General features: G+C 69.1%; 24 protein-coding genes and 1 tRNA gene. 20 read left to right on the top strand and 5 right to left on the bottom strand.

What is annotated here, in order from left to right; all coding sequences use genetic code 11:
- The first annotated feature begins 66 nt into the window (after positions 1–66).
- Positions 67–1,296, top strand: coding sequence for an ammonium transporter (locus JD292_RS10885; RefSeq protein ID WP_200132776.1), 1,230 nt, complete (start codon positions 67–69; stop codon positions 1,294–1,296).
- Positions 1,297–1,505: 209 nt separating this feature from the next.
- Here the strand turns inward: JD292_RS10885 and JD292_RS10880 are convergent, their stop codons facing one another.
- The 3 genes from JD292_RS10880 to JD292_RS10870 all read right to left on the bottom strand — a co-directional run bounded on the left by JD292_RS10880 (position 1,506) and on the right by JD292_RS10870 (position 3,280).
- Positions 1,506–2,303: a nucleotidyl transferase AbiEii/AbiGii toxin family protein gene (locus tag JD292_RS10880; protein WP_200132775.1), complete on the bottom strand. Its 798-nt coding sequence runs from the start codon at positions 2,301–2,303 to the stop codon at positions 1,506–1,508.
- A complete protein-coding gene (locus JD292_RS10875) occupies positions 2,300–2,932 on the bottom strand; it encodes a hypothetical protein (RefSeq protein WP_200132774.1) in 633 nt (210 codons plus the stop codon). Before JD292_RS10875 ends, JD292_RS10880 begins: the two co-directional genes overlap by 4 nt.
- A 275-nt stretch (positions 2,933–3,207) precedes the next feature.
- Positions 3,208–3,280, bottom strand: a tRNA-Arg gene (locus JD292_RS10870).
- A 246-nt stretch (positions 3,281–3,526) separates the two neighbouring features.
- On the opposite strand from JD292_RS10870, the gene argS reads away from it, so the two are divergent.
- The 9 genes from argS (at position 3,527) to JD292_RS10825 (ending at position 15,572) form a co-directional block, all read left to right on the top strand.
- The gene (argS, locus tag JD292_RS10865) at positions 3,527–5,197 is read left to right on the top strand and encodes an arginine--tRNA ligase (RefSeq protein WP_200132773.1); all 1,671 of its coding nucleotides are present in this window, start codon (positions 3,527–3,529) and stop codon (positions 5,195–5,197) included.
- 15 nt (positions 5,198–5,212) lie between these two features.
- The gene (locus JD292_RS10860; protein WP_200132772.1) at positions 5,213–6,016 is read left to right on the top strand and encodes an LmeA family phospholipid-binding protein; all 804 of its coding nucleotides are present in this window, start codon (positions 5,213–5,215) and stop codon (positions 6,014–6,016) included.
- Positions 6,017–6,231: 215 nt separating this feature from the next.
- On the top strand, positions 6,232–7,704 hold the full coding sequence (lysA, locus tag JD292_RS10855; protein ID WP_200132771.1) for a diaminopimelate decarboxylase: 1,473 nt from the start codon (positions 6,232–6,234) through the stop codon (positions 7,702–7,704).
- On the top strand, positions 7,701–9,017 hold the full coding sequence (locus JD292_RS10850) for a homoserine dehydrogenase (protein WP_200132770.1): 1,317 nt from the start codon (positions 7,701–7,703) through the stop codon (positions 9,015–9,017). Before lysA ends, JD292_RS10850 begins: the two co-directional genes overlap by 4 nt.
- On the top strand, positions 9,014–9,958 hold the full coding sequence (thrB, locus tag JD292_RS10845) for a homoserine kinase (protein ID WP_200132769.1): 945 nt from the start codon (positions 9,014–9,016) through the stop codon (positions 9,956–9,958). Before JD292_RS10850 ends, thrB begins: the two co-directional genes overlap by 4 nt.
- A gap of 156 nt (positions 9,959–10,114) precedes the next feature.
- Positions 10,115–12,265, top strand: a complete 2,151-nt coding sequence (locus JD292_RS12515; RefSeq protein WP_200132768.1) for a hypothetical protein — start codon at positions 10,115–10,117, stop codon at positions 12,263–12,265.
- 26 nt (positions 12,266–12,291) lie between these two features.
- Positions 12,292–13,365, top strand: a complete 1,074-nt coding sequence (gene prfA / locus JD292_RS10835) for a peptide chain release factor 1 (RefSeq protein WP_200132767.1) — start codon at positions 12,292–12,294, stop codon at positions 13,363–13,365.
- Between the two features lie 211 nt (positions 13,366–13,576).
- Positions 13,577–14,116 (top strand): GNAT family N-acetyltransferase, encoded by a 540-nt coding sequence (locus JD292_RS10830; protein ID WP_200132766.1) that lies wholly within the window; start codon positions 13,577–13,579, stop codon positions 14,114–14,116.
- A gap of 64 nt (positions 14,117–14,180) precedes the next feature.
- Positions 14,181–15,572: an MFS transporter gene (locus JD292_RS10825; RefSeq protein WP_200132765.1), complete on the top strand. Its 1,392-nt coding sequence runs from the start codon at positions 14,181–14,183 to the stop codon at positions 15,570–15,572.
- A 7-nt stretch (positions 15,573–15,579) separates the two neighbouring features.
- On the opposite strand, the gene cysE is transcribed toward JD292_RS10825, so the two are convergent.
- Positions 15,580–16,149 carry a serine O-acetyltransferase gene (cysE, locus tag JD292_RS10820; RefSeq protein WP_200132764.1) on the bottom strand — a complete coding sequence of 190 codons (570 nt, stop codon included), beginning with the start codon at positions 16,147–16,149 and terminating at the stop codon, positions 15,580–15,582.
- Positions 16,150–16,234: 85 nt separating this feature from the next.
- Positions 16,235–17,170 carry a cysteine synthase A gene (gene cysK / locus JD292_RS10815; protein ID WP_200132763.1) on the bottom strand — a complete coding sequence of 312 codons (936 nt, stop codon included), beginning with the start codon at positions 17,168–17,170 and terminating at the stop codon, positions 16,235–16,237.
- A gap of 188 nt (positions 17,171–17,358) precedes the next feature.
- Between cysK and JD292_RS10810 the strand changes: the two genes are divergently transcribed.
- The 10 genes from JD292_RS10810 to JD292_RS10765 all read left to right on the top strand — a co-directional run bounded on the left by JD292_RS10810 (position 17,359) and on the right by JD292_RS10765 (position 26,276).
- On the top strand, positions 17,359–18,384 hold the full coding sequence (locus JD292_RS10810; protein WP_369411233.1) for a N5-glutamine methyltransferase family protein: 1,026 nt from the start codon (positions 17,359–17,361) through the stop codon (positions 18,382–18,384).
- Between the two features lie 52 nt (positions 18,385–18,436).
- Complete coding sequence (locus tag JD292_RS10805) at positions 18,437–19,102, top strand: L-threonylcarbamoyladenylate synthase (RefSeq protein ID WP_200132761.1); 666 nt, start codon at positions 18,437–18,439, stop codon at positions 19,100–19,102.
- 1 nt (position 19,103) lies between these two features.
- The gene (locus JD292_RS10800) at positions 19,104–20,309 is read left to right on the top strand and encodes an MraY family glycosyltransferase (RefSeq protein ID WP_200132760.1); all 1,206 of its coding nucleotides are present in this window, start codon (positions 19,104–19,106) and stop codon (positions 20,307–20,309) included.
- Positions 20,306–20,983 (top strand): Cg1360 family ATP-synthase-associated protein, encoded by a 678-nt coding sequence (locus tag JD292_RS12255; protein ID WP_233614158.1) that lies wholly within the window; start codon positions 20,306–20,308, stop codon positions 20,981–20,983. Before JD292_RS10800 ends, JD292_RS12255 begins: the two co-directional genes overlap by 4 nt.
- A gap of 182 nt (positions 20,984–21,165) precedes the next feature.
- Complete coding sequence (gene atpB / locus JD292_RS10790) at positions 21,166–21,990, top strand: F0F1 ATP synthase subunit A (RefSeq protein ID WP_200132759.1); 825 nt, start codon at positions 21,166–21,168, stop codon at positions 21,988–21,990.
- 48 nt (positions 21,991–22,038) lie between these two features.
- A complete protein-coding gene (atpE, locus tag JD292_RS10785; RefSeq protein ID WP_200132758.1) occupies positions 22,039–22,263 on the top strand; it encodes an ATP synthase F0 subunit C in 225 nt (74 codons plus the stop codon).
- 37 nt (positions 22,264–22,300) lie between these two features.
- Positions 22,301–22,849, top strand: a complete 549-nt coding sequence (locus JD292_RS10780) for a F0F1 ATP synthase subunit B (protein WP_200132757.1) — start codon at positions 22,301–22,303, stop codon at positions 22,847–22,849.
- On the top strand, positions 22,849–23,625 hold the full coding sequence (locus tag JD292_RS10775) for a F0F1 ATP synthase subunit delta (RefSeq protein ID WP_200132756.1): 777 nt from the start codon (positions 22,849–22,851) through the stop codon (positions 23,623–23,625). The genes JD292_RS10780 and JD292_RS10775 overlap by 1 nt, the downstream gene beginning before the upstream one ends.
- 55 nt (positions 23,626–23,680) lie before the next feature.
- Positions 23,681–25,306 carry a F0F1 ATP synthase subunit alpha gene (gene atpA / locus JD292_RS10770; protein ID WP_200132755.1) on the top strand — a complete coding sequence of 542 codons (1,626 nt, stop codon included), beginning with the start codon at positions 23,681–23,683 and terminating at the stop codon, positions 25,304–25,306.
- A 79-nt stretch (positions 25,307–25,385) separates the two neighbouring features.
- Entirely contained in the window at positions 25,386–26,276 is an 891-nt protein-coding gene (locus tag JD292_RS10765) for a F0F1 ATP synthase subunit gamma (protein ID WP_200132754.1), read from the top strand.
- Positions 26,277–26,280: the final 4 nt, after the last annotated feature.

The following is a 26,280-nucleotide window of genomic DNA, read 5'->3' as shown; positions in this document are numbered from 1 at the left end:
CGCGAACGCACACTGAAACGCAGGAGCAGTACTCGGACTCATGCGGAAGAAAGGTGGTCGGCGGCTATGGAACTCACGACAGGGGAGGTGTGGACGCTCGTGAGCACCGCGCTCGTCCTCATTATGACTCCCGGACTTGCCCTCTTCTACGGTGGCCTCGTGCGAGTGCGCTCGGTCGTCAACATGATGCTCTTCAGCGTCAGCGCGATGGGCGTCGTTGGGGTGCTGTGGATCCTGTTCGGCTACAGCATGAACTTCTTCGCCGCTGGCGAGACCGGCTTCGCGGGAAGCCCGTTCAAAGACTTCGGTCTGCTCGCAACCGATCCCGCGAAGTTCATCTCCGTCGGATTCGGCGCGGTGTTCGCGATGATCTCCACCGCGCTCATCTCGGGCGCCATCGCCGACCGCGTCGGTCTCGGCTCGTGGGTGCTCTTCGCGGGCGTGTGGGCCTCGCTCGTCTACTTCCCGGTCTCGGCGTGGGTCTGGGGCGGCGGCTGGATCCAGCATCTCGGCGCGACACTCGGCACACCGGACGTCATCGACCTCGCCGGCGGCACGGTGATCCACATCAACGCCGGCGCGGCGGCCCTCGCGCTCGCCCTCGTGGCGGGGAAGCGCCTCGGCTTCGGCCCCGGATCGCATAAGCCCCACAGCGTGCCGCTCGTCACGATCGGCGCCGCGCTGCTGTGGTTCGGCTGGATCGGCTTCAATTCGGGTCTCGCGACCGAGGGGCCGGAGGCTGGCCTCATCGTCGTCAACACCCTCGGCGCGCCCGCCGCCGGCATCGTCGGCTGGATCCTGGTCGACACGATCCGCGGCAAGAAGCCGGGTGTCATCGGCGCAGCGTCGGGCGCGGTCGCCGGCCTCGTGGCGATCACGCCCTCTGCCGCGAACCTCGCCCCGCTCTGGGCGCTGCTGCTCGGCCTCATTGCGGGCGTCGCCTGCGCCTTCGCAATCGACTGGAAGTACCGCCTCGGTTACGACGACTCGCTCGACGTGGTGGGATTGCACCTGGTCGCGGGGGTGATCGGCTCGCTTTACCTGGGGTTCTTCGCCTTCCACGACGGCCTCTTCACCGGCGGGAACGGCGGGCTGCTCCTGGTGCAGACGATTTCGGTGTTGTCTGTGGTCGTGTACTCCTTCGTGGCCTCGCTGCTCATCGCGCTCGGGGTGAAGCGGATCACCGGCCTGCGCGTGCCGCCGACGGTCGAGGAGGAGGGGATCGACGCGGCGGCCCACGGAGAGGAAGCGTACGCCTACGAAACTGCGGTGCCAGAGATGAGCTCGGCGCGGTAGGGGGGCGATACTGCTGTAAGTAGTTCGGGCGCTGAGACATGTGCTGGTGCGTCTCCTCTGCGGTCACGAAGCCATTGAAAGGAAGCCGCACTGGGAAAACGTCCATTGTTCCTCATCAGGCTTGATCTGACCGTTCCGACCTCGACCGATGCAGGTGTATCGGGGGGTTGAGCTTGGCCTCCCTCGAGCGGAGGGAGCGGCACAGTTGTTCACGTCTCCCTCATCGCTCGGCGTTTCAGCGCGGGGCGAGCAGAATGTGCCCGATGCAAAGCGGTGAGGTTCTCCGCTCTCTCAGAGAGGTCGTTCGGGAACCAGGCCATCAGCTCCTGTGCATACTTTCCTCCCCGAATTACTCCGATCGCGTTTCCTACTCGCTGCCGTTCGAGACGTGTGTACGGAGCCTCTCTTCTCAGGTCGCGGCCGCTGACGATCGAGCCCACGGTAAGAATGTCCGCAAGATGCCGTACCCGATAGCGATCCTCGATGATTTCTTGAAACCCGGCAGCTTTCGCCACGATGATCCCCAACGCTGTCGGGGTCCGCACTGGTGCAGACCTCTCTCCCAGAGTGACGTTCACCTGCTCAGTGCGGGAGAGGAGATGCTGTGCCCCGGGCGCGGCGATCGTCTCCAGACCGGCACGACTCAGCCCTCGCTCCGCTCGATCTCCAAGATAGCGGGGCTGGAGAACGTCGATCTGAGCATCCTCACGCTCCCACCTATGCACTCTCCCGTGCGCGTCTCGCAATGCTGGGGAGAATCCGATCTCGCGGAGGGCGTCGACGAGCTTCCGCGCTGCTCCCGGATCTGAGCGCAAGTCAATGACGAGGTCGGCGTCAGAACTGGGGCGTTCTGGACGGTGCCCGCGCAACGCGGTCTGCACCATCACCGCCTGCCCTCCCGCAAGCGACCAACCCTCCGGGCACACCTCGGCGAGGTCCAGCACGCCCACCCATGCTGCTTCGGCCTCGGAATCAAGGTTGGTCAGATCGAGATGCTTCAGCGTCATCGCTCGAACAGTTCGTTCAGGATTCGCTCGGCCTCGCGGAGCTCCCGCGCTCGGCCCCAATCGGCAAGGTCTGCTGCCAGTGCTGCGTTCCCAACCACGGGAACACGGCCAACGCGCAGTCGAACGTTCCCTCCTCGCCGTTCCTTCAGGAGGTAGTCCGCTACGACGGCGTCGACCTTGGCCGGATCGACGTACCCCTCAACCACGTCTCCCGCGTTCATTCCAGAGCCAGGGGCTCCCACCCCCGAGATCTGTAGCCTCTCGTCCGCGCGGAGATCCCTCACGTCCTCGACGTGCGCCTCGAACTCTCGCAGTTGCGATCGCCGGGCTACCTTCGCGGCGAGCTCGCGCGCTGGGCTCTCAGCCTGTTGCACCGCTGCGAGGTGGCCTCTGATCCTCGCCCGCTCAGAGTCGCGAAGTCCTTCACCTCGTGCTCCGTCGAGAGCCTGGAGCAGCTTCCACGCCATGGCCTGCGACAGCGGCCGTGCTTTTCGTGGCTCCCACAGCGCTGCCGCGTCATCGAGGATGATGCTTCCGTCAGCCAGGATGTGCGCTGGCAGGACCCCTGCGCGCACCAGCTCGTAGGCTCGGCCCCTGCTGATGCCCTTCGCCTTCGCGAACTCGCTCACACGTTGCATAACACTAGGGTACACGTCTGTTCAGAGAAGTGTTAGGTCAAGCGAGTGCGGGACGCCCGCAAACACTGACAGTCAAGCCGTGATGCAACTTTGCGCCCCTAAAGTTGCATCACTGGGAAACCGACGCAACTTTAGGGGCTCGGAGCAGTCCAGGCTTGACGATGGGATTCCTTCTCGGAGAAATCGCGGGTGACCGACGCCCCGCCCGCACAGGGAACGTGAAGAGGCCCCCACCGCCGGAGCGATGGGAGCCTCTCAAGTCGCAGTGCCCCCGGAGGGATTCGAACCCCCGACCTACGGTACCGGAAACCGGCGCTCTATCCCCTGAGCTACGGAGGCGAGCAATTGCGACCGTTCTACCCTAGCGCACTCCGGGGGAGCGGATTCGCCGGGGTGCTGGCGCGGGGTTGACCGAGAGCCGGATCGCCGGACCACTGTGGCGCGTGGGCCGGAGCGCAGGCCAGGGCCCAACGCCGATCCTGGTCCGGATCGAACGATCGGGCGCGGCGCCGATGCGGATCGGGATCGGGTCGCCTGTGGTGAGCGTTCCGCGAGTGTCGGCGCGGGGAACTAGACTGGGTCCTCGTGACGCCTCAAGAACTCGCCCAGCACCTCGCCAGCATCCTCACCGAGATCGTTGCCGCCCGCGGCTCCGATGTCGTCGTCACGGAGCAGGACACGAAGGTCGATCGACCGAAGAATCGGGATCACGGCGACTGGGCGTCGAACGCTGCGATGAAGTTCGCGAAGCGGATCGGGGCGAACCCGCGCGAGCTCGCCGAGGAGATCGCGGCGCGCGCCGCCGAGATCGACGGCGTTGCGAAGGCTGAGATCGCGGGCCCCGGCTTCATCAACATCACCCTCGACGCCGCGAGCGCCGGGGAGACGGCCCGCCGCGTCGTCGAGCAGGGTGAGGCGTACGGCCGCGGCGACGCGCTCGCCGGGCAGCGCATCAACATGGAGTTCGTGTCCGCGAACCCCACGGGGCCCCTGCACATGGGCCACACCCGCTGGGCCGCGCTCGGCGACTCGACCGCGCGCGTGCTGCGCGCGGCGGGCGCGGAGGTCGTCAACGAGTACTACATCAACGACGCCGGCGCGCAGATGAACAAGTTCGGCCGCTCCGTCCTCGCAGCCGCCCTCGGCGAGGAAGCGCCCGAGGACGCATACCCCGGCGAGTACATTCAGACGCTCGGGAAGCGCGTCGCGGAGCAGATCCCGGACCTCGCGGAGATCGCCGCGAGCGACCGCGAGGCGGCGCTGGAGCAGGCGCAGGAGCTCGGCTACCAGCTGCAGCTCGCGGAGATCAAGGACTCGCTCGAGCGCTTCAACGTGCACTTCGACGTCTTCTTCTCGGAGCGCTCGCTCCACACCGCGGGCGAGAACGGCGAGAAGAGCCCGATCGAGGGCGCGATCGACCGGCTGCGCGCCGAGGGTCACGTCTTCGAGGAGGACGACGCGATCTGGGTCCGCACGACCGCCTTCGGCGACGACAAGGACCGCGTCTTCACCCGCGGCAACGGCATCTTCACCTACTTCGCTGCGGACGCCGCGTACTACCTGTCCAAGAAGGATCGCGGCTTCGGCGAGAAGATCTACCTGCTCGGCGCGGATCATCACGGCTACATCGGCCGCCTGAAGGCGATCGCTGGCGCCGCAGGCGACAACACGGAGACCGACATCACGGTCCTCATCGGCCAGCTCGTCAACCTGAACGGGGCACGCCTCTCCAAGCGCGCGGGCAACATCATCGAGCTCGATGACCTGCTCGAGTGGCTCGGCACCGACGCGCTCCGCTACTGGCTCGCCCGCTACCCGGCGGACTCGCCGCTCGCGCTCGACGGCGAGAAGGTGCGCAGCCGCACGAACGACAACCCGGTGTTCTATGTGCAGTACGCGCACGCACGCACCGCCGCTGTGGATCGCAACGCGGCCGCGGCCGGCGTCGACCGCAGCGCGTTCGCGCCCGAGCTGCTCACCCACGCCACGGAGACGGATCTGCTCGGCAAGCTGCAGCAGTACCCGGCGATCGTGGCCGGTGCCGCCGAGCTGCGCGAGCCGCACCGCATCGCCCGCTACCTGGAAGAGCTCGCGGCGGCCTATCACCGCTGGTACGACAACTGCCGCGTGATCCCGATGGGCGAGGAGCCCGTCGAGGATCTGCATCGCACCCGCCTGTGGCTCAACGACGCGGCGGGCCAGGTGCTCCGCAACGGTCTCGACCTGATCGGCGTCTCCGCCCCCGAGCGGCTCTAGAGAGGAACGAGCGCCATGGACACGGCCATCTTCGAGGAGGCTCCCGCGCGGCGTCGCCGCAGCGGCTGGCCGTGGTGGGTGCGCCTCCTCGTCACGCTGCTCGTGATCGGTGCGCTCGTCGGGGCCGCGGAGCTCGCGCTCCGGTTGATCCTGCCCGGCATTATCACGGGGGCGGTGCAGAGCCAGCTGAAGCTCCCGGCCGATCACCCGGTTGACGTGGAGCTCGGCGGATCGCAGCTGGTCAGCGCGGTCGGCGGCGGTGTGGGCGACGTGACCGTTTCTGTGCCGGATGCCCCGCTCATCGAGGGGCTCGCCGCCGACGTGAAGGTGCACGCGAAGCGGGTGCCGTTCGCAGTGACGACCGGCGAGATCAGCGACGGCACCGCGGAACTCACCGTTCCGAAGGAGCAACTGAGCGGCTTCGCTGAGATGGTGACGCAGGGCCTCGCGCAGAGCGCCGAGGTGCGTGACGGCGGCCTCGTCGTGAGCCACACGGTCGACATGCTCGGTCAGAAGGTGCCGCTCTCGGCCACCCTCGGCCTGAAAGTCGTCGATGGGAAGGTCGAGATCGATCCGAAGGGCGCGAGCGCCGCTGGCTTCGACCTGTCCGCCACGCAGATCGCGTCCGCGACCGGCGACCTGCTCGCCCCCATGCTGAAACCGCACGTGTTCTGCATCAGCGACCGGCTGCCGCGGGGCGTCACCCTCACGAATATCGAGCTCACCTCGTCCGGAGCGGTCGCCGTCAGCGCGGACCTGTCGCCGAAGCTCGCCGCTGATCCCCAGGAGCGGGCCCCCGGCAGTTGCGCCGCGGGGTAATCCGCGGGAAAAAAGTGACACCCTGCGTGCGGATCGGGACGCGACGGGCATGCGTCTCGCGCTAAGCTGGACGGGTTCGTTCCGGGGCCAAGGCCCCCGTTCGCACGGCTTCAGGGGCCAATCCGGGTCCGCTCGCCACCGGTCTCCGACGCAGGAGCCCGCGCGAGCGTCGACCGACACCCCGATCCCGCAGCCAGCCGACCAGGAGTGAACCGATGACCGAGTCGCAGTCCGCGCCGCCCGCGAACCCCGCGGCGATGGCGGATCCGAACGAGATCGACGCCCGCGTCTTCCCGACGTCCGCCCGGCGCGGCAGCTCGTGCGGAATCCTCAAGCTGGGAGACCTCCCCGTCACCGAGCTGGTCGAGGAGTTCGGCTCGCCGCTCTACGTCATCGATGAGGATGGCGCCCGCGCCCGCGCCCGCGCCATCCGCGAGGCGCTGCAGGGTGAGGCGGAACGCGTCGGCACCTCGGCCACCGTCTACTACGCTGGCAAGGCGTTCCTCTGCATCGAGGTCGCCCGCTGGATGGTGGAGGAGGGCCTCTTCGTCGATGTCGCGAGCGGCGGCGAGCTCGCGGTCGCGCTCGCGGCCGGGGTGCCGCCCGAGCGGATCGGCTTCCACGGCAACAACAAGTCCGTCGCCGAGATCACCCGAGCCGTCGAGGCCGGGGTCGGAACGATCATCATCGACAGCGAGATCGAGACCGAGCGGATCGCGGCCGCCGCGCGCGCGGCCGGCCGTCGCCAGCGCGTGCGCCTGCGCGTGAACAGCGGGGTGCACGCCTCGACCCACGACTTCCTCGCCACCTCCCACGAGGATCAGAAGTTCGGCCAGCCGCTCGCGGAGGCGCCCCGGCTCGTCGCGGCGATCGTCGCGCACGACAGCCTCGACTTCGTCGGCCTCCACTGCCACATCGGCTCCCAGATCTTCGCGACCGAGGGATTCCGCGAATCGGCGCGCCGTCTGCTCGGCGCCTACCCGGCGCTCGCGGAGATCGCTGGCGGCCCGATCCCGGAGCTCAATCTGGGCGGCGGATTCGGGATCGCCTACACGAGCGCCGAGGCGGATGCCGCACCTGACGTCGCGGTGATCGCGCGCGAGCTCGCCGACATCGTCGCCGAAACCGCTGCCGAGGTCGGCGTGCCGATTCCGCGCCTCGCGTTCGAGCCCGGCCGCTCCGTGATCGGGCAGTCCGGGATCACGCTCTACACGGTCGGCACCACGAAGACCGTCGATCTCGCGGGCAGCGACGCCGAGGCGGATCCCGCGGACGGCGGCGCGACCGAGCGGCTCTACGTGAGCGTCGACGGCGGCATGAGCGACAACGCCCGCACGGCGCTCTACGGCGCGGATTATCAGGTCAGGATCGCGAACCGCAGGAGCGATGTCGAGCCGCGGCTCGTCCGCGTGGTGGGGAAGCACTGCGAGTCGGGCGACATCGTCGTGCAGCGCGACCGCCTGCCCGGCGACGTCGAGCCGGGCGACGTGCTCGCCGTCGCAGCGACGGGCGCCTACTGCTGGTCGCTCGCCAGCAACTACAACTACGTCCCGCGACCGCCCGTGGTCGCGGTGAAGGGCGGTACGCCACGGCTCATCGTGCGCGGGCAGTCCGAATCAGAACTCGTGGCGCAGAGCATCGACTCGGCCGCGGCACACACCACTGGTGAGAATGGGGTATCGAAGTGAACGGTTACCGTGACCTCCGCGTCGCTCTACTGGGCTGCGGCTCGGTCGGAGCGCAGACGGCCAGGCTGATCCTCGAGCACGGCGACGAGCTCGCGGCGCGCATCGGCGCGCGGCTCTCCCTCGCGGGGATCGCGGTGCGGGACGTCGACGCGAAGCGCGATGTCGAGCTGCCGCGCGAACTCTTCACCACGGACGCGGAGCGCCTCGTGCAGGGCGCTGACATCGTCGTCGAGCTGATGGGCGGGATCGAACCCGCGCGGGGCCTCATCCTGCAGGCGCTGCAGGGCGGGGCTGACGTCGTCACGGCGAACAAAGCCCTGATCGCGGCGCACGGCCCCGAGCTGTCCGACGCCGCGGAGCAGGTAGGCGCTCAGCTGTCGTACGAGGCCGCCGTCGCGGCGGCGATCCCGATCCTGCGCCCGCTCCGCGAGAGCCTCGCGGGCGATCACGTCACCCGCGTGCTCGGCATCGTCAACGGCTCGACGAACTACATCCTCGACCGCATGGACCGCTTCGGCGACAGCGCGGAGGACGCGATGCGCGTCGCGAGCGAGCTCGGCTACCTCGAGGCGGATCCGACGCTCGACGTCGAGGGCTACGACGCCGCGCAGAAGGCCACGATCCTCGCGAGCATCGCCTTCCACACCGAGGTGCCCGTCGACTCGGTGTACCGCGAGGGCATCGCGAACATCACCGCGGCGCAGGTCGAGGCCGCGAAGAGCGCCGGCTACGTGATCAAGCTGCTCGCGATCGCCGAGCGTCTCACCTCGAGCGACGGCGTCGACGGCGTCTCCGCACGCGTCTACCCGGCCCTGATCAGGCGCGATCACCCGCTCGCTGCGGTCTACGGCGGTAAGAACGCCGTGTTCGTCGAGGCGGAGGCCGCGGGCGAACTCATGTTCTACGGCGCGGGAGCGGGCGGGGCCGAGACGGCCTCCGCGGTGCTCGGCGACCTCGTCTCCGCGGCGCGGCGCCACGTCATCGGCGGCCCGGGGATCCCCGGCTCGCTGCACGCCGAACTCCCGATCCTCCCGGTCGGAGAGGTCACGACGGCCTACCAGATCATGCTCGAGGTGCACGATCGTCCCGGCGTGCTCGCCGCGATCGCCGGGCTCCTCGCGGAGCACGGTGTTTCGGCCGCGAGCGTCGAGCAGACCGTCGCACCTGGCAGCGACGGCGAGGGCCGTGCAGCCCTCGTGATCGGCACCCACCAGGCGCGCGAGGCCGACCTCGCCGCGACCGTCGACGCCCTCCGCGCGAGCGAAGAAGTGCTCGCCGTGACGAGCGTCCTCCGCCTGGAGGGCCGCGCATGAGCGCCGCGCGCCGCGCGGTCCGCGTCCACGTTCCCGCAACGAGCGCGAACCTCGGGCCCGGCTTCGACACGCTCGGGATCGCGCTGGCGTACGGTGACGAGGTCACCGCGACGACCCGCGAGGAGCCCGGCGCAAGCGTCACGGTGTCTGGAGTGGGCGAGGGGGAGGTCGCGACCGACGAGTCGAACCTCGTCGTGCAGGCCGCCGCGCATGTCTTCCGCAGTCTCGGCCGCGAAATGCCCGGTCTCGAGCTGAACGCCGAGAACCGGATCCCGCACGGCCGCGGCATGGGGTCATCGGGTTCCGCGATCGTTGCCGGCGTGATGATCGCCGCGGGCCTGCTCGAGAGCGACCCGGACGACCCGATCGAGCTCACGGAGGAGCAGCTGCTCGCCTACGCCACCGAGCTCGAGGGCCACCCCGACAATGTGGCGCCCGCCCTGTTCGGGGGCCTCACGATCGCCTGGACCAACGAGACCGGCCCCCGCTTCAAGCGCCTCATGGTGCACCGCGGGGTCGCGCCGCTCGTGCTCGTTCCGAGCTTCACGATGTCGACGCGGCTGGCCCGCAGCCTGCAGCCCGCCCAGGTGCCGCACGAGGACGCGGTGTTCAACGTGTCGCGCTCAGCACTGCTCATCGCGGCGCTGACGCAGAGCCCCGAGCTGCTGCTCGAGGCGACGGAAGACCGGCTGCACCAGAACTACCGCGGTGAGGCGATGCCCGCGACTCGCGACCTGATCGGGGAGTTGCGCGACGCCGGGTATCCCGCGGTGGTCTCGGGAGCCGGCCCGTCCGTGCTCGTGCTCACGGACGGCCCCGCCGAGCGGCAGGCCGCAGCGGATCTCGTCGCCGAACGGCATCCCGACTGGAGGGTGTTGATCCTGGCCGTCGATTCCAAGGGTGCTACAGTGGAGGCGATCCCCGCGGATCCGGTTCGATAGTTTTCGGATTCCGCCGTGTCCCGCGATCGCGGGTGTGGATCGTTTACCCGCCGTGACGTTCATGTCCGGCGTTCGTGACGCACACATGTGCACCGTTCGCGGGAGGCCCCGCTCCTCTGAGGGCGGATACCCCGCGGCCACTCCGAGAGGACAGACGTGGAATCCAACGTTGAAGAACAGAACACCGTATCCGCCGCGGATGACGCGGCAAACGCAGCGCCCGTGCGCCGCCGGGCCTCGCGTCGCGTGAGCGCCGCCGCCGGCACCGTGAGCGAGCCGGCCGCTGAGGCTGCTGCCCCCGCCGCCGAGGCCCCCGCCGCCGCGGAGGCCCCTGCCGCTGCCGAGGAGGCGCCGAAGAAGCGCGCGACGCGCAGCCGCAAGAAGGTTGATGCGCCCGCCGAGGGTGCCGACGCCGCTGCCGCTGAGACCGCGGCTCCCGCCGCCGAGGCTCCCGCCGCCGCGGAGGCTCCTGCCGCTGCAGAGGAGGCGCCGAAGAAGCGCGCGACGCGCAGCCGCAAGAAGGTTGACGCGCCCGCCGAGGGTGCCGACGCCGCTGCCGCCGAGGCGCCGGCCGCCACGGAGGACACCGCAGCCGAGGCTCCCGCACCCGCGAAGCGCACGCGCAGCCGCCGCGCCCAGGCCGTCGAGGCCGCACCCGCGGAGTCCGATGCCGCGAGCGCCGAGGCGTCCACCCCGGCAGCGGAGGCCGCCGGGACCGAGGCCGCAGAAAAGCCCGCCAAGCGCACGGCTTCCCGCCGGACCAAGGCCGCGAAGGACGCCGACGCCTCGACCGACCAGGGCGAGCAGGCTGAGCAGGCTGAGCCGGCCGAAAAGGCTGCGAAGCCCGAGAGCGAGGGCGCTCGCGAGAACGCCGACGCCGCTCCCGCCGCCGAGAAGAACGATGCCGACGCCCCGGCCGACGACGAGAAGCCCGCGCGCGGCCGTGGCCGCCGCGGTCGCGGACAGAAGGCCGATCAGACCGACAATGAGGCAAACGCCTCGGAGGGCGGCGACGAGGCCAAGGGCCAGCAGAACCAGAAGAACGGCGAGCGCGGCAACGGCCGTAACGGCCGCAACGAGCGCAGCGAGCGCAACGACAACGCCGACGGCGGGACCCGCTCCAGCCGCACGCGTCAGCGCGATCGCAAGCGCCGCGGCCAGGGCGACGACTTCGAGCCGGAGATCACCGAGGAGGACGTGCTCCTCCCGATCGCGGGCATCCTCGACGTCCTCGACAACTACGCGTTCGTCCGCACGAGCGGCTACCTCCCCGGCACGAGCGACGTCTACGTCTCGCTCGGTCAGGTCAAGAAGTACGGCCTGCGCCGCGGCGACGCGATCGTCGGCGCGATCCGCCAGCCCCGCGAGGGCGAGGGCGGCGGCCGTCAGAAGTACAACGCGATCGTGAAGATCGACTCGATCAACGGCCGTCCCGTCGAGGAGAACGAGAAGCGCAGCGACTTCGCGGAGCAGACCCCGGTCTTCCCGCAGGATCGCCTCCTCGTCGAGTCGACCCAGAGCGCAGTCGCCGGCCGCGCGATCGACCTCTTCGCCCCCATCGGCCTCGGCCAGCGCGCGCTCGTCGCCCTGCCGTCCAAGGTCGAGGGTGTCGACGTGATCACGGAGCTCGCAGCCGGTGTCGCGGCGAGCAAGCCCGAGACGCACCTCATGCTCGTCCTCGCGGAGGCCCAGCCCGAGGAGATCACCCACCTCGAACGCACCGTCCAGGGCGAGGTCGTCGCGGCCTCCTTCGAGCGCCCCGCCGAGGATCAGGCGACGATCGCGGAGCTCGCCTTCGAGCGCGCCAAGCGACTCGTCGAGCTCGGCCACGACGTCGTGATCCTCGTCGACTCCCTGAACCGGCTTGCCCGCGCCTACGCGCAGGCCCAGCACGCTCAGGCGCGCCCCGGCCACGACGAGATCGACGAGTTCGCGCTCGCGCAGATCAAGCGCCTCCTCGCCTCGGGCCGCAACCTCGAGAACGGCGGATCGCTGACCGTGATCGCCGTGATCGATGCGAAGCCCGAGCTCGATGGCGACGCGCTGCTGCTCCGCGAGGCGCGCCGCGTCGTCAACAGCGAGGCCCGTTTCGGCGCGGTCGGTTCGACCCCGGTGCTGAAGCTCAAGCACTCCGGCACCCGTCATGAGGACCTCCTGCTCGGCGAAGCGGAGTCGCACGCGCTCACCGCGCTGCGTGGCACGCTGCTCGAGCTCGAGTCGGACGCCAAGGCGGCCGATCGGATCCGCGCGGCCGAGTCGAACGCGGCCCTCCTCGCCGAGGCGCGCCGCACCGGCTTCGGCGCCTGATCCCCGGTCCGAAAGGAACGACAGGCATGTTCGAACAGGTTGAATCGCTGCTCCTCGAGCACGCGAACCTGCAGGAGGAGCTCGCCGACCCGGCGCTCCACGCCGACGCTGGCCGCGCCAAGAAGGTCAACCGCCGCTACGCGGAGCTGAGCAAGATCAAGTCCGCCTATGAGCAGTGGAGTCAGCTCGGCGACGACCTCGAAGCCGCGCGCGAACTCGCGCGCGAGGACGAGGCGTTCGCCGAGGAGATCCCCGGCCTCGAGGAGGGGCTCGCGGAGGCGCAGGAGAAGGTCCGCCGACTCCTGATCCCGCGCGATCCCGACGACGCCCGCGACGTGATCCTCGAGATCAAGGGCGGCGAGGGCGGGGCCGAATCGGCGCTGTTCGGCGCCGACCTGCTCCGCATGTACCTCCACTACGCGGAGTCCAAGGGCTGGAAGACCGAGATGCTCGAGAAGGACGAGAGCGACCTGGGCGGGTACAAGAACGTCCAGATCGCGATCAAGTCGAACGCGAGCGACCCGTCGCAGGGCGTGTGGGCGCACCTCAAGTACGAGGGCGGCGTGCACCGGGTGCAGCGCGTCCCCGTGACCGAGTCGCAGGGCCGCATCCACACCTCGACGACGGGCGTGCTCGTCTACCCCGAGGTCGACGAGCCCGAAGAGGTCGAGATCAACCAGAACGACCTCAAGATCGACGTCTATCGCTCCTCGGGCCCCGGCGGCCAGTCGGTCAACACGACCGACTCCGCCGTCCGTATCACGCACCTCCCCACGGGGATCGTTGTGGCGATGCAGAACGAGAAAAGCCAGCTGCAGAACCGGGACGCCGCGATGCGCGTGCTCCGGGCGCGCCTGCTCGCGAAGCAGCAGGAAGAGGCGGCCGCCGAGGCGAGTGCGCATCGCTCGAGCCAGATCCGCACGATGGATCGCTCCGAGCGGATCCGCACGTACAACTTCCCGGAGAACCGCATCGCGGATCACCGCACGGGATACAAGGCGTACAACCTCGACGCCGTCATGAACGGCGCGCTCGACCCGGTGATCGAGTCCTGCGTTCGCATGGACGAGGAGGCGCGACTCGCGGACCTCGGTTCGTAATCGCAGCTCACCACACGGTTCAGGAGCCCCCGCCCCGTGCAGCGTTCGCGCTGCTGGGCGGGGGCTCCGGTCGTTCGGCCCGTAGGGTCCGTGCCCCTCAGCCGGGGTGCGGGCGCCGATCGCGCGGCCGAGAGCAGGACGGGAAAGGTGCGCCAGGTGAGTCAGAAACTGGCACTGTTGCGCCGTCCCCGCCCCGCGCTACGCTTGCCGGATGAACGCAGCACCGCTCCCCATCACCGGCCCCCTCGTGACGCTTCGCGCGCCTCGTGAGGAGGACGCCGAACCGCTGCTCGCGATCCTGCTCGAACCCGAGGTCGCGCTGTGGTGGGTCGGGTACACGCCCGAGCGGGTGCGGGCCGAATTCCTCGAGGCCCCCGAGATCACCCGCATCATCGAGGTCGAGGGGGAGTGCGCGGGCGCGCTGTGGATCATGCGCGGGCCGGACGCCGAGTACCCGACCACGGTCATGCACCTGTTCATCGGCACTCGTTTTCGGGGACGTCGGATCGGCGAGGAGGCCCTCGCGCTCGCGATCCGCGACGAGTTCGCCGACGGGATCACGCGCGTCACCCTCGACCCGAACATCAACAACGACGGCGCGATCCGCAGCTACGAGCGGCTCGGTTTTCAGCGGATCGGCGTGCTCCGCGACTACCAGGTGCGGCCCGGCGGTCACCTCGAGGACGCGCTGTTCATGGATCTGACCCGCAGTGACTTCCCCGACGGGCCGCCGCTTCCCCCGCGCGCCTGAGCGGGCGGGTGCCCGGCGTCGGCACAGCGGGCGAGTCAGGCCCGCGCGGGAGTAGCATGGTGGGATGAGCGCCCGCAGACCCCTCCTCCCGTGGGTTGTCTGGGGAGTGGCGGCGATCGCCTACGCGGTCGCCATCATCAACCGCTCGACCCTCGCAGCGCTCGGCCCGGCGGCGCAGGACCACTTCGGGATCGACGCGACGACGCTCGCGATCTTCCCCGTCGTGCAGCTCATCGTCTACGCGGGCCTGCAGATCCCGGTCGGGGTGCTCCTCGACCGCTTCGGCGCGAAAGCCCTGATTCTGAGCGGTGGCGTGCTGATGCTCACCGGCCAGCTCATCATGGCGACGGTGCTGAACGTCGAGCTCGCGATCCTCGCGCGCGTGCTCGTCGGGGCGGGGGACGCGTGCACCTTCATCAGCGTGATGCGAATCCTGCCCGAGTGGTTCCCCGTGCGCCAGCTGCCCACGGTGAGCCAGGTTACGGGCCTGATCGGGCAGGCCGGCCAGCTCGTCTCGGTCGCCCCGCTCGCACTGCTCGTCGCGTCGGCCGGCTGGATGAACGGCTTCCTCGGGGTCGTCGCGGTGGGGGTGCTGATCACGATCCTCGGAACGCTCGTGCTGCGCAACTATCCCGGCGATGCGACCGTCGCCGAGCGGGTCTTCCACCGCACGAGCCGGACGACACGCGAGGCGAGGAAGCTCGGCGCGGACGCCCCGACCGGGGTGACGGTCATGGCGCCTCCCTCGACCGGGCTGATTCCCGCGGTCGGGAGGCCCCGCACCCGCGTCTTGAGCCTCTACGACCGGGCCCGCCGGCTGCTGCGGATCCCGGGCGTTCGCCTCTCCTACTGGGTGCACTTCACCACGCCGTTCGCGTCCAACGTGTTCATCCTGCTGTGGGGGACGCCGTTCCTCGTGGGTGGCGTCGGTCTCGAACCGCCCGCAGCCGCTGGCTTGCTGAGCCTCACGGTCGTCTCGTCGATGTTCGCGGGGCTCGTGCTCGGTCCCGTGAGCTCGCGATTCCTCGAGCGGCGCGTCTGGATCAGCCTCGGCATCACGGGCGGGATCATCGCGTCGTGGATCGCCGTGATGCTGTGGCCGGGCAACCCGCCGACCTGGCTGCTCGTGGTCCTCATCGTGGTGATGCCGCTCGGCGGGCCGGCGTCGATGATCGCGTTCGAGGTGTCGCGCTCGCACACACCGCGCAGCTTCTCCGGCTTCGGCACGGGGCTCGTGAACACGGGCGGGTTCACCTCGTCGCTCGCGGTGATCCTGCTCATCGGGCTCGTCCTCGACCTGCAGGGCGCTGGATCACCCGAGAACTACTCGCTCGGAGCGTTCCGGGTGGCGTTCGCGGTGCAGATCCCGTTCTGGATCCTGGGCATCACGATGGTGCTCGTCGAGATGCGGCGCACGAAGCGGTGGATGGTCGAGCACGGACGGCGGCTGCGCTGAGCCCCGCTCAGATGACGTAGAAGTCGGCCATATCGGGGCTTTCCGCGACGGGCGCTCCCCGTCGCGGCCGGGCCTGTGCCGGAATGCCCGTGAGCGTCGTCCAGGGGCCGGCCGAGCGCACGACCACGGCGTTCGCGCCGACGGCGCTGTCGTGCCCGAGCTCGATGTCGCCGAGCAGCTTCGCGCCGGCGCCGATGACGGTCCGGTCGCCGATCGTCGGGTGGCGCTTGCCGCCCTGGTGGCCGGTCCCGCCGAGGGTGACCCCGTGGTAGATGAGCACGTCGTCGCCGATCTCGGCGGTCTCGCCGATCACCACGCCCATGCCGTGGTCGATGAAGAGGCGGCGGCCGATCGTGGCCCCCGGATGGATCTCGATCCCAGTGAAAAACCTGATCGCCTGGGAGATCGCGCGCGGAAGGAAGCGCATGCCTCGCGTCCACATCGCGTGTGAGAGGCGGTGCCACCAGACCGCATGCAGCCCCGAGTAGACGAAGAAGACCTCGGCGGAGCCGCGCGCGGCGGGATCGTGGTCGCGTGCCGCGCGGATGTCCTCACGAACTCCGGAGAAGAAACTCACTGGTGGCCTTTCATGTGCCGAAGTGGCCGCCCGCCCGGTGCGCCGGTCGAACGGCCACTGCCGTCTGGGGTGCCGATCCGGGGGATCAGACCTCGAGGTTCTCGTAGAGGACCGTCGAGAAGTAGCGCTCGCCGAAGTCGGGGACGATGACGACGATCTTCTTGCCGGCGTTCTCGGGACGCTTCGCGACCTCGGTGGCGGCCCAGACGGCCGCGCCGCCCGAGATGCCCGCGAGGATGCCCTCGTCGGTGCCGAGCGCGCGAGCCTTCGCGATCGCATCGGGGAGGGCGACGTCGACGACCTCGTCGTAGACGTCGCGGTCGAGGATCTCCGGCACGAAGTTCGCGCCGAGGCCCTGGATCTTGTGGGGGCCGGCGGTGCCCTCGGTGAGGAGCGGCGAGTCGATCGGCTCGACAGCGACGACCTTGACGTCGGGGTTCTGCTCCTTGAGGTAGCCGCCCGCGCCCGTGATCGTGCCGCCCGTGCCGATGCCGGCGACGAAGATGTCGACCGTGCCGTCGGTGTCGGCCCAGATCTCGGGGCCGGTCGTGGCGCGGTGGATCGCGGGGTTCGCGGCGTTGCCGAACTGGTTCGCGAGGATCGCGCCCGGCGTGTTTGCGGCGATCTCCTCGGCCTTCGCGACCGCGCCCTTCATGCCGAGGGGACCCTCGGTGAGGACGATCTCGGCGCCGTACGCCGCGAGGAGCTTGCGGCGCTCGATGCTCATGGTCTCGGGCATCGTGAGGATGACGCGGTAGCCGCGAGCCGCGCCGACGAAGGCGAGCGCGATTCCGGTGTTGCCGCTCGTGCCCTCGACGATCGTGCCGCCGGGCTGCAGGTCGCCCGACTGCTCTGCGGCGTCGATGATCGCGATGCCGATGCGGTCCTTCACCGATCCGGCGGGGTTGTAGAACTCGAGCTTCGCGTAGACCTCGGCGGCTGCGCCGTCGGTCACGCGGTTGAGGCGAACGAGCGGGGTGTTGCCGAAGGCTTCGGTGATGTTGGCGAAGCTGCGTGCCATGGGTGATCCTCCAGGGAGTCGTCGGGACGAGGCCAACAGAACTATAGCGTGGAGTTATCCAACACGTTCTGTGCGCTTATGAAATGCAACGCTGTATTACGCCCGGCATTCCCGGGACATGCGGGGGATCACTGCCCCGCCGCTCGGCGGCGCGGGCCGGCGCGAATCGCGTGTGGGAGAGTGGGGGAGTGAACCACCCCGAATCCGCCGATCCCGCGGGCGTCGCCGATCCCGCCGGCCCCGTCTCGATCGCCGCGCTGCTCGCCGAGCTCGAGGCCCTCATCGCCGCCGGAGGCGTCGAGGACGCCGGTGTCGATGCTGCGATTCTGCTCTCCCACGTGCTCGGCGTCCCGCGCGGGCGGCTTCAGGTGCTCGCGGTGCTCGGCGAGACGGTCGCGCCGGCCGCCGCAGGGCGTTCCCGGGCGCTCGCGGAGGAGCGGGCGAGCCGGGTGCCGCTGCAGCACCTCACCGGGCGCGCGCCGTTCCGGGGGATCGAGCTCAGTGTCGGGCCGGGAGTGTTCGTGCCGCGGCCGGAAACCGAGGGAGTCGCCCAGTTCGCGATCGACGCCCTGCTCAATTCCCCCGATCCCGAGCCGATCGCCGTCGACCTCTGCACCGGGAGCGGGGCGATCGCCCTGTCGCTCGCGCACGAGGTTCCCACCGCGCGGATCTACGCGGTCGAGAAGAGTCCCGAGGCCGCAGCGTGGGCCGCACGCAACGTCGCCGAGTGGGGCGACGGCCGCGTGCGCCTGATCCACGGGGACGTCGCCGAGCTTGATCCGCGACGGGCCGCCGGGGAACCGCGGGCCGCGGCTGGCTCGGGGCCCGCGGCCGGCGGAAAATCGGCGCCGGGCGCCGGGCGCGCGACCGCGACCGCACCGGCACTCGCCGAGGTCGCCGCGCTCGCGGGCCGCTGCCACGTCCTCGTGTCCAATCCGCCCTACGTGCCGGCCGCGATGGTGCCGCGCGACCCCGAGGTGCGCGATCACGATCCCGAGCTCGCGCTGTACAGCGGCGAGGACGGTCTCGACCTGATCCGCGTGATCAGCCGGGCCGGCCTCGGCCTCGTGCGCCAGGGCGGCGCGCTCGTCCTCGAGCACGCCGAGGGGCAGGGCGCGGCGATCAGGGAGCTCCTCACCGCGGACGGGTGGCGCGCGGCCGCGACCCACCCCGATCTCACCGGCAGGGACCGGGCGACCACGGCGATCCGCTGAGCCGGGCGCGTGCGCGGCAGCGCGCAGGCTCCGAGGAGTAGGATTTATCCTCATGGCCGAGGTCTACGACTGCTCAGAACCCTCCGATCTGCTCTCCGGAACACGCACCGCGCGCCGGGCGATCGGGCAGGGGAAGCTCGTCGTGCTCCCCACGGACACCGTGTACGGCGTCGCGGCCGACGCGTTCACCCCCGCTGCGGTGCAGCGACTGCTTGACGCGAAGGGCCGCGGCCGTCAGTCGCCGCCGCCCGTGCTGATCCCCAACACGGGCACGCTCGCGGCGCTCGCGGCCGAGGTGCCGTCGCCCCTGTCCGCGCTCGCGGAGAAGTTCTGGCCGGGAGCCCTCACGATCATCACGACCGCGAATCCCGGCCTGAGCTGGGACCTCGGCGATACGGGCGGAACCGTCGCGCTCCGGATCCCGAACCATCCGATCGCGCTCGAGCTGCTGCGGGAGACGGGTCCCCTCGCGGTCTCCTCCGCCAACCTCACCGGGAAGCCTGCCGCGGGCACGGCGGCGGAGGCGAGGGAGATGCTCGGCGATTCGGTCGACGTGTACCTCGAGGTCGGAGCGATCGACGGCGACGGCGTGGCCTCGACGATCATCGATGCGACCCGGCTGACGGAGGAGGGCGGCGTCCTGCGGATCCTGCGCGAGGGCGGCGTGACCCGCGAGGTCATCCAGGAACTGCTGCCCGAGGTCACGTTCGAGGACTGACGTGCTCCCTTTCCTGATCGTCGCAGCCGTCGCCGTCGTCGTGACGGCGATCGCATCGGCGATCGTGTTGAAGCTCGCGCGGAAGTACGGCCTCGCGCCGCAGCTGCGCTCGCGCGACGTGCATCAGACGCCGACCCCGAGGCTCGGCGGTGTGGCGATGTTCGTTGGCCTGCTCGCGGCGTTCGCCGTGGCGCGCACCCAGCCGGACTTCGCGCCGCTCTTCACCGACAGCGGGATCATGTGGGCCCTGATCGGGGCGTGCGCGATCATCGCGGGAGTGGGGATCCTCGACGACCTGCTCGACCTCGACTGGATGGTGAAGCTCGCGGCGCAGTTCGCGGCGACCGGCCTGCTCGCCTGGAACGGCGTCCAGATCGTGTCGCTGCCGGTGGGGGACACCCTCGTCGTCGCGTCGCCCGTCGTGAATTTCGTGCTCACCGTGTTCCTCATGACCCTCGTCATGAACGCGGTCAATTTCGTCGACGGCCTTGACGGTCTCGTCGCCGGCGTCGGGATCATCGTCAACGCGATCTTCTTCATCTACACGCGGATCCTGCACGATCAGGTCGGCGGGCTCGACTCGATTACGCTCGCGAGCCTGATCGCGATCGTGATCGTCGCGATTTGCGCGGGGTTCATGCCGTTCAACTGGCACCGCGCGCGCATGTTCATGGGGGACACGGGTGCGCTCCTCGTCGGCCTGCTGATGGCCACGTCGACCGTGCTCGTGACGGGCCAGCTCAATCCGGCGTCGCTCGATCTGAAGCTCGTGCTCGCGGCGTACATGCCGATCATCCTGCCGATCGCGGTGCTCGCGCTGCCGCTGGCCGACTTCTCGCTCGCCGTGATCCGCAGGGTGCGGGCGGGGAAGAGCCCGTTCTCGGCCGATCGGCTCCACCTGCACCACCGTCTGCTCGACATGGGCCACTCGCCCGTGCAGGCCGTGATCATCTTCTACCTGGGGAGCGCGGTGCTCTCGGTGGCGGTGCTGCTGGTGTTCACGCAGGACAGTCCGGTGCTCGCGATCGTGGTCCTCGTCGTTGGCACCGTGATCACCCTGCTGACGCTCCTGTTCCCGCTGCGGAGGGCGAAGAAGCTTCTCGCCCAGCGAGGCTTGATAACTTTGCAGGGGCGCGGCGAATCCGCCGACGCCGTCAACGCCGGGCACCCGGGAGCGGGCGCGTCCGAGGAAAGGAACTCCGAGTGAGCTCATCCCCGCTTCCCGAGAGCAACGCGCCCGAAGGATCCGAGACCCCCGTGCTCCCCGCCGCAGCAGCGGAGCCCTCCGGGCCCGGAGCCGTGGAATCCGGCGCGCCCGGAGCGCACGCGGCGCCGACGCGGCCCGCGACGGCGACCCCCGAGGTGCCCGCCCCGGCCGCTGCGGTCCAGGAAGCGCAGGCGGGTGCCCCCTCCGGCCAGGAAGGCGCGGCGGATGACGCGCCGGCGGAGATCCGTATGCCGAGCTCGCAGCCGATCCTGCTCCGCGCACTCAAGTGGGGCGTCCTCGCGTCGCTCGCGCTGATCGTGATCTTCGGCGTCATCGGCTGGTTCGTCTCCGGTTCGACGGGACTCGTCGGCGGCGTCCTCGGCGCAGCCTTCGCGGGGGTCTTCCTCGCGCTCACCGCGGGGAGCATCACCTTTGCGAACCGCTTCATCGAGAAAGACTTCTACGTCGCCGCGTTCTTCGGGATCGTGATGGGGGCGTGGCTGATCAAGATCGTCGCCTTCATCGTCGCCGCGGTGCTGCTGCGCGACCAGCCGTGGCTCAATCCGACGATCCTGTTCCTCGGCGTCGTCGCGGGAGTGATCGTGTCCCTTGTGATCGACATGATCGTTCTCACCAGGTCTCGGCTCCCGATCGTCTCGGACCCGCGAGACTGATCACAAGTCCCGGAGAAACGCAATTCTGCCGAAGTGTCACGAATGGTTTCTCCGACGGCGAAATTCTTGCTAGAATCTTCTTTGTTCCCCGCCGGGCCTCACCATGAGTGTGCCTGTGAGCGCTGGGGGCACGACCACCGTTCGACACCGTGTGAGCTCACCGCCGCACCGAAGTCAGGAGAATGGCGCTGTTCGCTAACGCTCTGCACCTCGTGACCCCTGCTGTTTTCGCATCCGAAGGGGGCGGGTTCCACCCGCCGTCGATTTCCGACTTCTTCCCCGATGTGGTGCTCTTCGAGGGCACGCCGTTCGCGATGAACCGCATCATGATCATCCGCGTGATCATGACCCTCCTCCTGCTGCTGCTGTTCTGGCTCGGCACCCGCAAGATGCGCGTGATCCCCACCCGCGGGCAGTCGATCACCGAGATGGCGCTCGACTTCGTGCGCGTCAACATCGCCGAGGATCTCCTGGGCAAGGTCGATGGCCGCCGCTTCCTGCCGATCCTGACCGCGATCTTCTTCACGATCCTCGCGTTCAACATCACCGGCATCATCCCCGGCTTCAACATCGGTGTCTCGGCCGTCGTCGGTCTGCCGCTCGTCCTCGCGATCGTCTCCTACGCGACCTTCATCTACGCGGGTATCAAGAAGAGCCCCGGCAACTTCTTCAAGAACTCCCTGTTCCCCTCGGGCGTTCCGAAGCCGCTCTACATCATCGTGACCCCGATCGAGTTCTTCTCGACCTTCGTCCTGCGTCCGGTCACCCTGACGCTCCGACTCCTGATGAACCTCCTGGTCGGTCACCTCCTGCTCGTGCTCTTCTTCAGCGCGACCAACTTCTTCCTCCTCGAGGGCGAGGGGCTGTTCAAGCTCTTCGGCGTCGGCACCTTCGCGGTGGGCTTCGCCTTCACCCTCTTCGAGATCCTGGTGGCGTTCCTCCAGGCCTACATCTTCACCATTCTCACCGGCGTCTACATCCAGCTCGCGCTGGCTGAAGAGCACTAATCGAGTCCGGCAACCGTCGTACTCACCAATCGGAAGGAAACACCTAACGTGTCTGTTCTCGCAGAAGTTTCGGGCAGCATCTCGACGGTCGGCTACGGCCTCGCGGCCATCGGCCCGGCCATCGGCCTCGGCATCGTCGTCGGCAAGACCATCGAGGGCGTTGCTCGCCAGCCCGAGCTCGCCGGCCGCCTCCAGGTCCTCATGTGGATCGGTATCGCGTTCACCGAGGCCCTCGCGCTCATCGGTATCGCGACGCACTTCATCTTCCAGTAAGCCGTCCACCTTTCCTTAGTCTCGAAAGGGAGGCTTGATGAGTAACGCAGTCATCGTCGCTGCAGAGGGAGCGGCCCCGAACCCGCTCTTCCCGGCGACCTACGACATCGTCTGGTCTGCGGTTGTCTTCGTCATCATCCTCGTCGCGTTCTGGAAGGTTTTCCTCCCCAAGATGCAGGCGATGCTTGATGCGCGTGCTGAGGCAATCGAGGGCAACATCGCCAAGGCCGATGAGGCCCAGGCGAAGGCCGAGGCGGCTCTCCAGGAGTACACCGCCCAGCTTGCCAGCGCTCGCCAGGAGGCCGGCGAGATCCGTGACGCGGCTCGCGCCGACGCCACGAAGATCGTCGCAAAGGCCAAGGAGGATGCGACGACCGAGCAGGCTCGCATCGCCCAGGCCGCGCAGGCGCAGATCGAGGCGGAGCGCCAGAGCGCCGTCGTCTCGCTCCGCAAGGACGTGGGCTCGCTCGCGATCGACCTCGCCTCGAGCGTCGTCGGCGAATCGCTCACCGACGACCAGAAGGCGACCGCTCTCGTGGACCGCTTCCTCGTCGACCTCGAGGCGTCCGAGAAGGCGGCTCAGTAATGGGAAGCGCGTCACGCGAAGCACTCGCACAGGCACGGACCGCGATCACGGCGGGCATCGAGTCGACCGCGGGCGGCGAGCTCCTCGCCGCCGCCGGTCAGATCGCCTCGAGCCCGGCACTCGCGTCGGCACTCGGGGACGCCTCCGCGGCGCCCGAGGCGAAGGCCCAGGTGGTCGAGCGCCTCTTCGGCGGGTTCTCCGCTGGCGCGCGCTCAGTGCTCACCGCCGCCGTTCGGGGCCGCTGGTCGAACTCTGACGAGTTCATCGCCGGCGTCGAGGAGCTCGGCCTGCGCGCCGAGAGCCTCGCGAACTCCTCGCTCTCGGATGAGCTCCTCGCGGTCGCCGATCTCCTCGATCGCAACCACGAACTCCAGCTCAGCCTCGGCAGCAAGCTGGCTGACCCCGCCGGCAAGGTCGCGCTCATCGAGCGCATCCTCGCTGGCAAGGTGTCGCCCTCGGCCGTCACCGTCGTCAGCCGCCTCACGGCCCAGCCGCGCGGACGTCGCCTCGACGCCGCGCTGCGTCAGGCCGCGCGCGTCGCTGCTGATCAGGGCGGTTCCGAGCTCGCAACCGTGACCGTCGCGGCGCCGCTCACCCCGGTGCAGCAGATCCGTCTCGCGGCGGCACTCGAGAAGACCGCGGGTCGCCCGGTCAAGATCACGACCGTGATCGACCCCGAGCTCATCGGGGGCGTCCGTATCCAGATCGCCGACGACGTCATCGACGGCAGCATCCGGGCCCGCCTGGACGATCTCCGCCAGCAGCTCGCTGCGTAGAGCAACAACTTTCACCTCCGGGGCTTTCGCTTCCGGAACAGACAGAGGAAACGAAATGGCAGAACTCTCAATCAGCCCGGACGAGATCCGGAACGCGCTGAAGGATTTCGCAGCGTCGTACGAGCCGTCGCAGTCGGGTAAGACCGAGGTCGGCACGGTCGTTGACGCGGCAGACGGCATCGCGCACGTCGAGGGCCTCCCCGGCGTGATGGCGAACGAGCTCATCCGCTTCGCGGACGGCACGCTCGGCCTGGCACAGAACCTCGAAGAGGACGAGATCGGCGTCGTGGTGCTCGGTGAGTTCACCGGCATCGAGGAGGGCCAGCAGGTCACCCGCACCGGCGAGGTCCTCTCCGTTCCCGTCGGCGAGGGCTACCTCGGCCGCGTGGTCGACCCGCTCGGCAACCCGATCGACGGACTCGGTGAGATCACCGGCGTCGAGGGCCGCCGCGCCCTCGAGCTCCAGGCTCCCGGCGTCATGCAGCGCAAGTCGGTGCACGAGCCGCTCCAGACCGGCATCAAGGCGATCGACGCCATGATCCCCGTCGGCCGCGGCCAGCGCCAGCTCATCATCGGCGACCGCCAGACCGGTAAGACCGCGATCGCGATCGACACGATCATCAACCAGAAGGCCAACTGGGAGTCGGGCGACCAGACGAAGCAGGTTCGCTGCATCTACGTCGCGATCGGCCAGAAGGGCTCGACCATCGCTTCGGTGAAGGGCGCGCTCGAGGACGCGGGTGCGATGGAGTACACCACCATCGTCGCCTCGCCGGCCTCCGACCCCGCTGGCTTCAAGTACCTCGCCCCGTACACCGGCTCGGCCATCGGCCAGCACTGGATGTACGACGGCAAGCACGTCCTCATCATCTTCGACGACCTGTCGAAGCAGGCTGAGGCCTACCGCGCCGTTTCGCTCCTCCTCCGCCGCCCGCCGGGGCGCGAGGCCTACCCGGGCGACGTCTTCTACCTCCACTCCCGCCTGCTCGAGCGCTGTGCAAAGCTCTCGGACGAGCTGGGTGCCGGTTCGATGACGGGTCTCCCGATCATCGAGACCAAGGCGAACGACGTCTCGGCGTACATCCCGACCAACGTGATCTCGATCACCGACGGCCAGATCTTCCTCCAGTCGGACCTGTTCAACGCGAACCAGCGTCCCGCGGTCGACGTGGGCATCTCGGTGTCCCGCGTCGGTGGCGACGCGCAGGTCAAGTCGATCAAGAAGGTCTCGGGCACGCTCAAGCTCGAGCTCGCCCAGTACCGCGCTCTCGAGGCCTTCGCGATGTTCGCGTCCGACCTCGACGCGGCCAGCCGCAAGCAGCTCGAGCGCGGCGCACGCCTCACCGAGCTCCTCAAGCAGCCGCAGTACACCCCGTACCCGGTTGAGGAGCAGACCGTCTCCATCTGGGCCGGCACGAACGGTTACCTGGATGAGGTCCCGGTCGAGGACATCCTCCGCTTCGAGCGCGAGTTCCTCGACTACCTCGGCCGCAACTCGGAGGCGCTCAACACCCTCCGCGCGACCAACGTCCTCGACGACACCACCGTCGCGGAGATCACGGGCGCGATCGAGAAGTTCAAGAGCGAGTTCCGCACCTCTGCGGGCAAGACGCTCGCCGAGCAGTTCGACACGCTCGACGAGGCCGAGATCAAGCAGGAGCAGCTGGTCGTCAAGAAGTAGTCCTGATCCGGGCGGGGGTTCACGCCCCCGCCCGGGCCAGACCGCTTGACCAGCCAGCCCCGACCACTACAGGAGAGACATGGGAGCGCAACTTCGGGTCTACCGGCAGAAGATTCGTTCTGCCCAGACGACCAAGAAGATCACCCGTGCGATGGAGCTGATCGCAGCCTCGCGCATCCAGAAGGCGAAGGCCCGCGTCGAGGCTTCGACGCCCTACGCCACCGCGATCACGCGCGCCGTCTCGGCCGTCGCAACGCACTCGAACACCGATCACCCGCTGCTCATGGAGGCCGAAAAGGTCGAACGTGCCGCAGTGGTGATCTTCACCTCGGACCGCGGCCTCGCCGGCGCGTTCAACTCGCAGGTGCTCCGCGAAGCGGAAGAGCTCACCGAGCTGCTCCGCTCCGAGGGCAAGGACGTGGTGTACTACCTGATCGGCCGCAAGGCCCAGGGGTACTTCGCGTTCCGCCGCCGCGCCTCCGAGCGCGTCTGGGTGGGCGACACCGAGAACCCGACCTTCGAGATGGCCAAGGAGGTCGCCGAGTCCGTACTCGAGATCTTCGCCCGTCCCGCAGCAGAGGGCGGCGCACAGGAAATCCACCTCGTCTACAACCACCTCGTCAGCATGGTCAGCCAGGTGCCCCAGGTGCACCGTCTGCTCCCGCTCGAGGTCGTTGAGGGCGTCGCGGAGCCCGACGCTTCCGCCCAGCCGCTCTATGAGTTCGAGCCGGACGCGGACGCAGTCCTCGATCAGCTCCTGCCCTCCTACATCGAGTCCCGCATCTTCAATGCGATGCTCGAGTCGGCTGCCGCGAAGCACGCGGCGACGCAGAAGGCGATGAAGTCGGCGAGCGACAACGCCGACTCCCTGATCCGCGATTACACTCGCCTCGCGAACAACGCTCGCCAGGCCGAGATCACCCAGCAGATTTCCGAGATCGTAGGCGGCGCCGACGCGCTGTCAAGCTAAGTAG

This window comes from Leucobacter edaphi (assembly GCF_016522535.1).
GTDB lineage: Bacteria > Actinomycetota > Actinomycetes > Actinomycetales > Microbacteriaceae > Leucobacter > Leucobacter edaphi.
This window is presented reverse-complemented; position numbering and strand designations above follow the sequence as displayed.

Coding starts and splice junctions, on each gene's coding strand:
- JD292_RS10885 (WP_200132776.1), top strand. CDS start 67: ATGGAACTCACGACAGGGGAGGTGTGGACGCTCGTGAGCACCGCGCTC.
- JD292_RS10880 (WP_200132775.1), bottom strand. CDS start 2,303: ATGACGCTGAAGCATCTCGATCTGACCAACCTTGATTCCGAGGCCGAA.
- JD292_RS10860 (WP_200132772.1), top strand. CDS start 5,213: ATGGACACGGCCATCTTCGAGGAGGCTCCCGCGCGGCGTCGCCGCAGC.
- lysA (WP_200132771.1), top strand. CDS start 6,232: ATGACCGAGTCGCAGTCCGCGCCGCCCGCGAACCCCGCGGCGATGGCG.
- thrB (WP_200132769.1), top strand. CDS start 9,014: ATGAGCGCCGCGCGCCGCGCGGTCCGCGTCCACGTTCCCGCAACGAGC.
- prfA (WP_200132767.1), top strand. CDS start 12,292: ATGTTCGAACAGGTTGAATCGCTGCTCCTCGAGCACGCGAACCTGCAG.
- JD292_RS10830 (WP_200132766.1), top strand. CDS start 13,577: ATGAACGCAGCACCGCTCCCCATCACCGGCCCCCTCGTGACGCTTCGC.
- JD292_RS10825 (WP_200132765.1), top strand. CDS start 14,181: ATGAGCGCCCGCAGACCCCTCCTCCCGTGGGTTGTCTGGGGAGTGGCG.
- cysK (WP_200132763.1), bottom strand. CDS start 17,170: ATGGCACGCAGCTTCGCCAACATCACCGAAGCCTTCGGCAACACCCCG.
- JD292_RS10805 (WP_200132761.1), top strand. CDS start 18,437: ATGGCCGAGGTCTACGACTGCTCAGAACCCTCCGATCTGCTCTCCGGA.
- atpB (WP_200132759.1), top strand. CDS start 21,166: ATGGCGCTGTTCGCTAACGCTCTGCACCTCGTGACCCCTGCTGTTTTC.
- JD292_RS10780 (WP_200132757.1), top strand. CDS start 22,301: ATGAGTAACGCAGTCATCGTCGCTGCAGAGGGAGCGGCCCCGAACCCG.
- JD292_RS10775 (WP_200132756.1), top strand. CDS start 22,849: ATGGGAAGCGCGTCACGCGAAGCACTCGCACAGGCACGGACCGCGATC.
- atpA (WP_200132755.1), top strand. CDS start 23,681: ATGGCAGAACTCTCAATCAGCCCGGACGAGATCCGGAACGCGCTGAAG.
- JD292_RS10765 (WP_200132754.1), top strand. CDS start 25,386: ATGGGAGCGCAACTTCGGGTCTACCGGCAGAAGATTCGTTCTGCCCAG.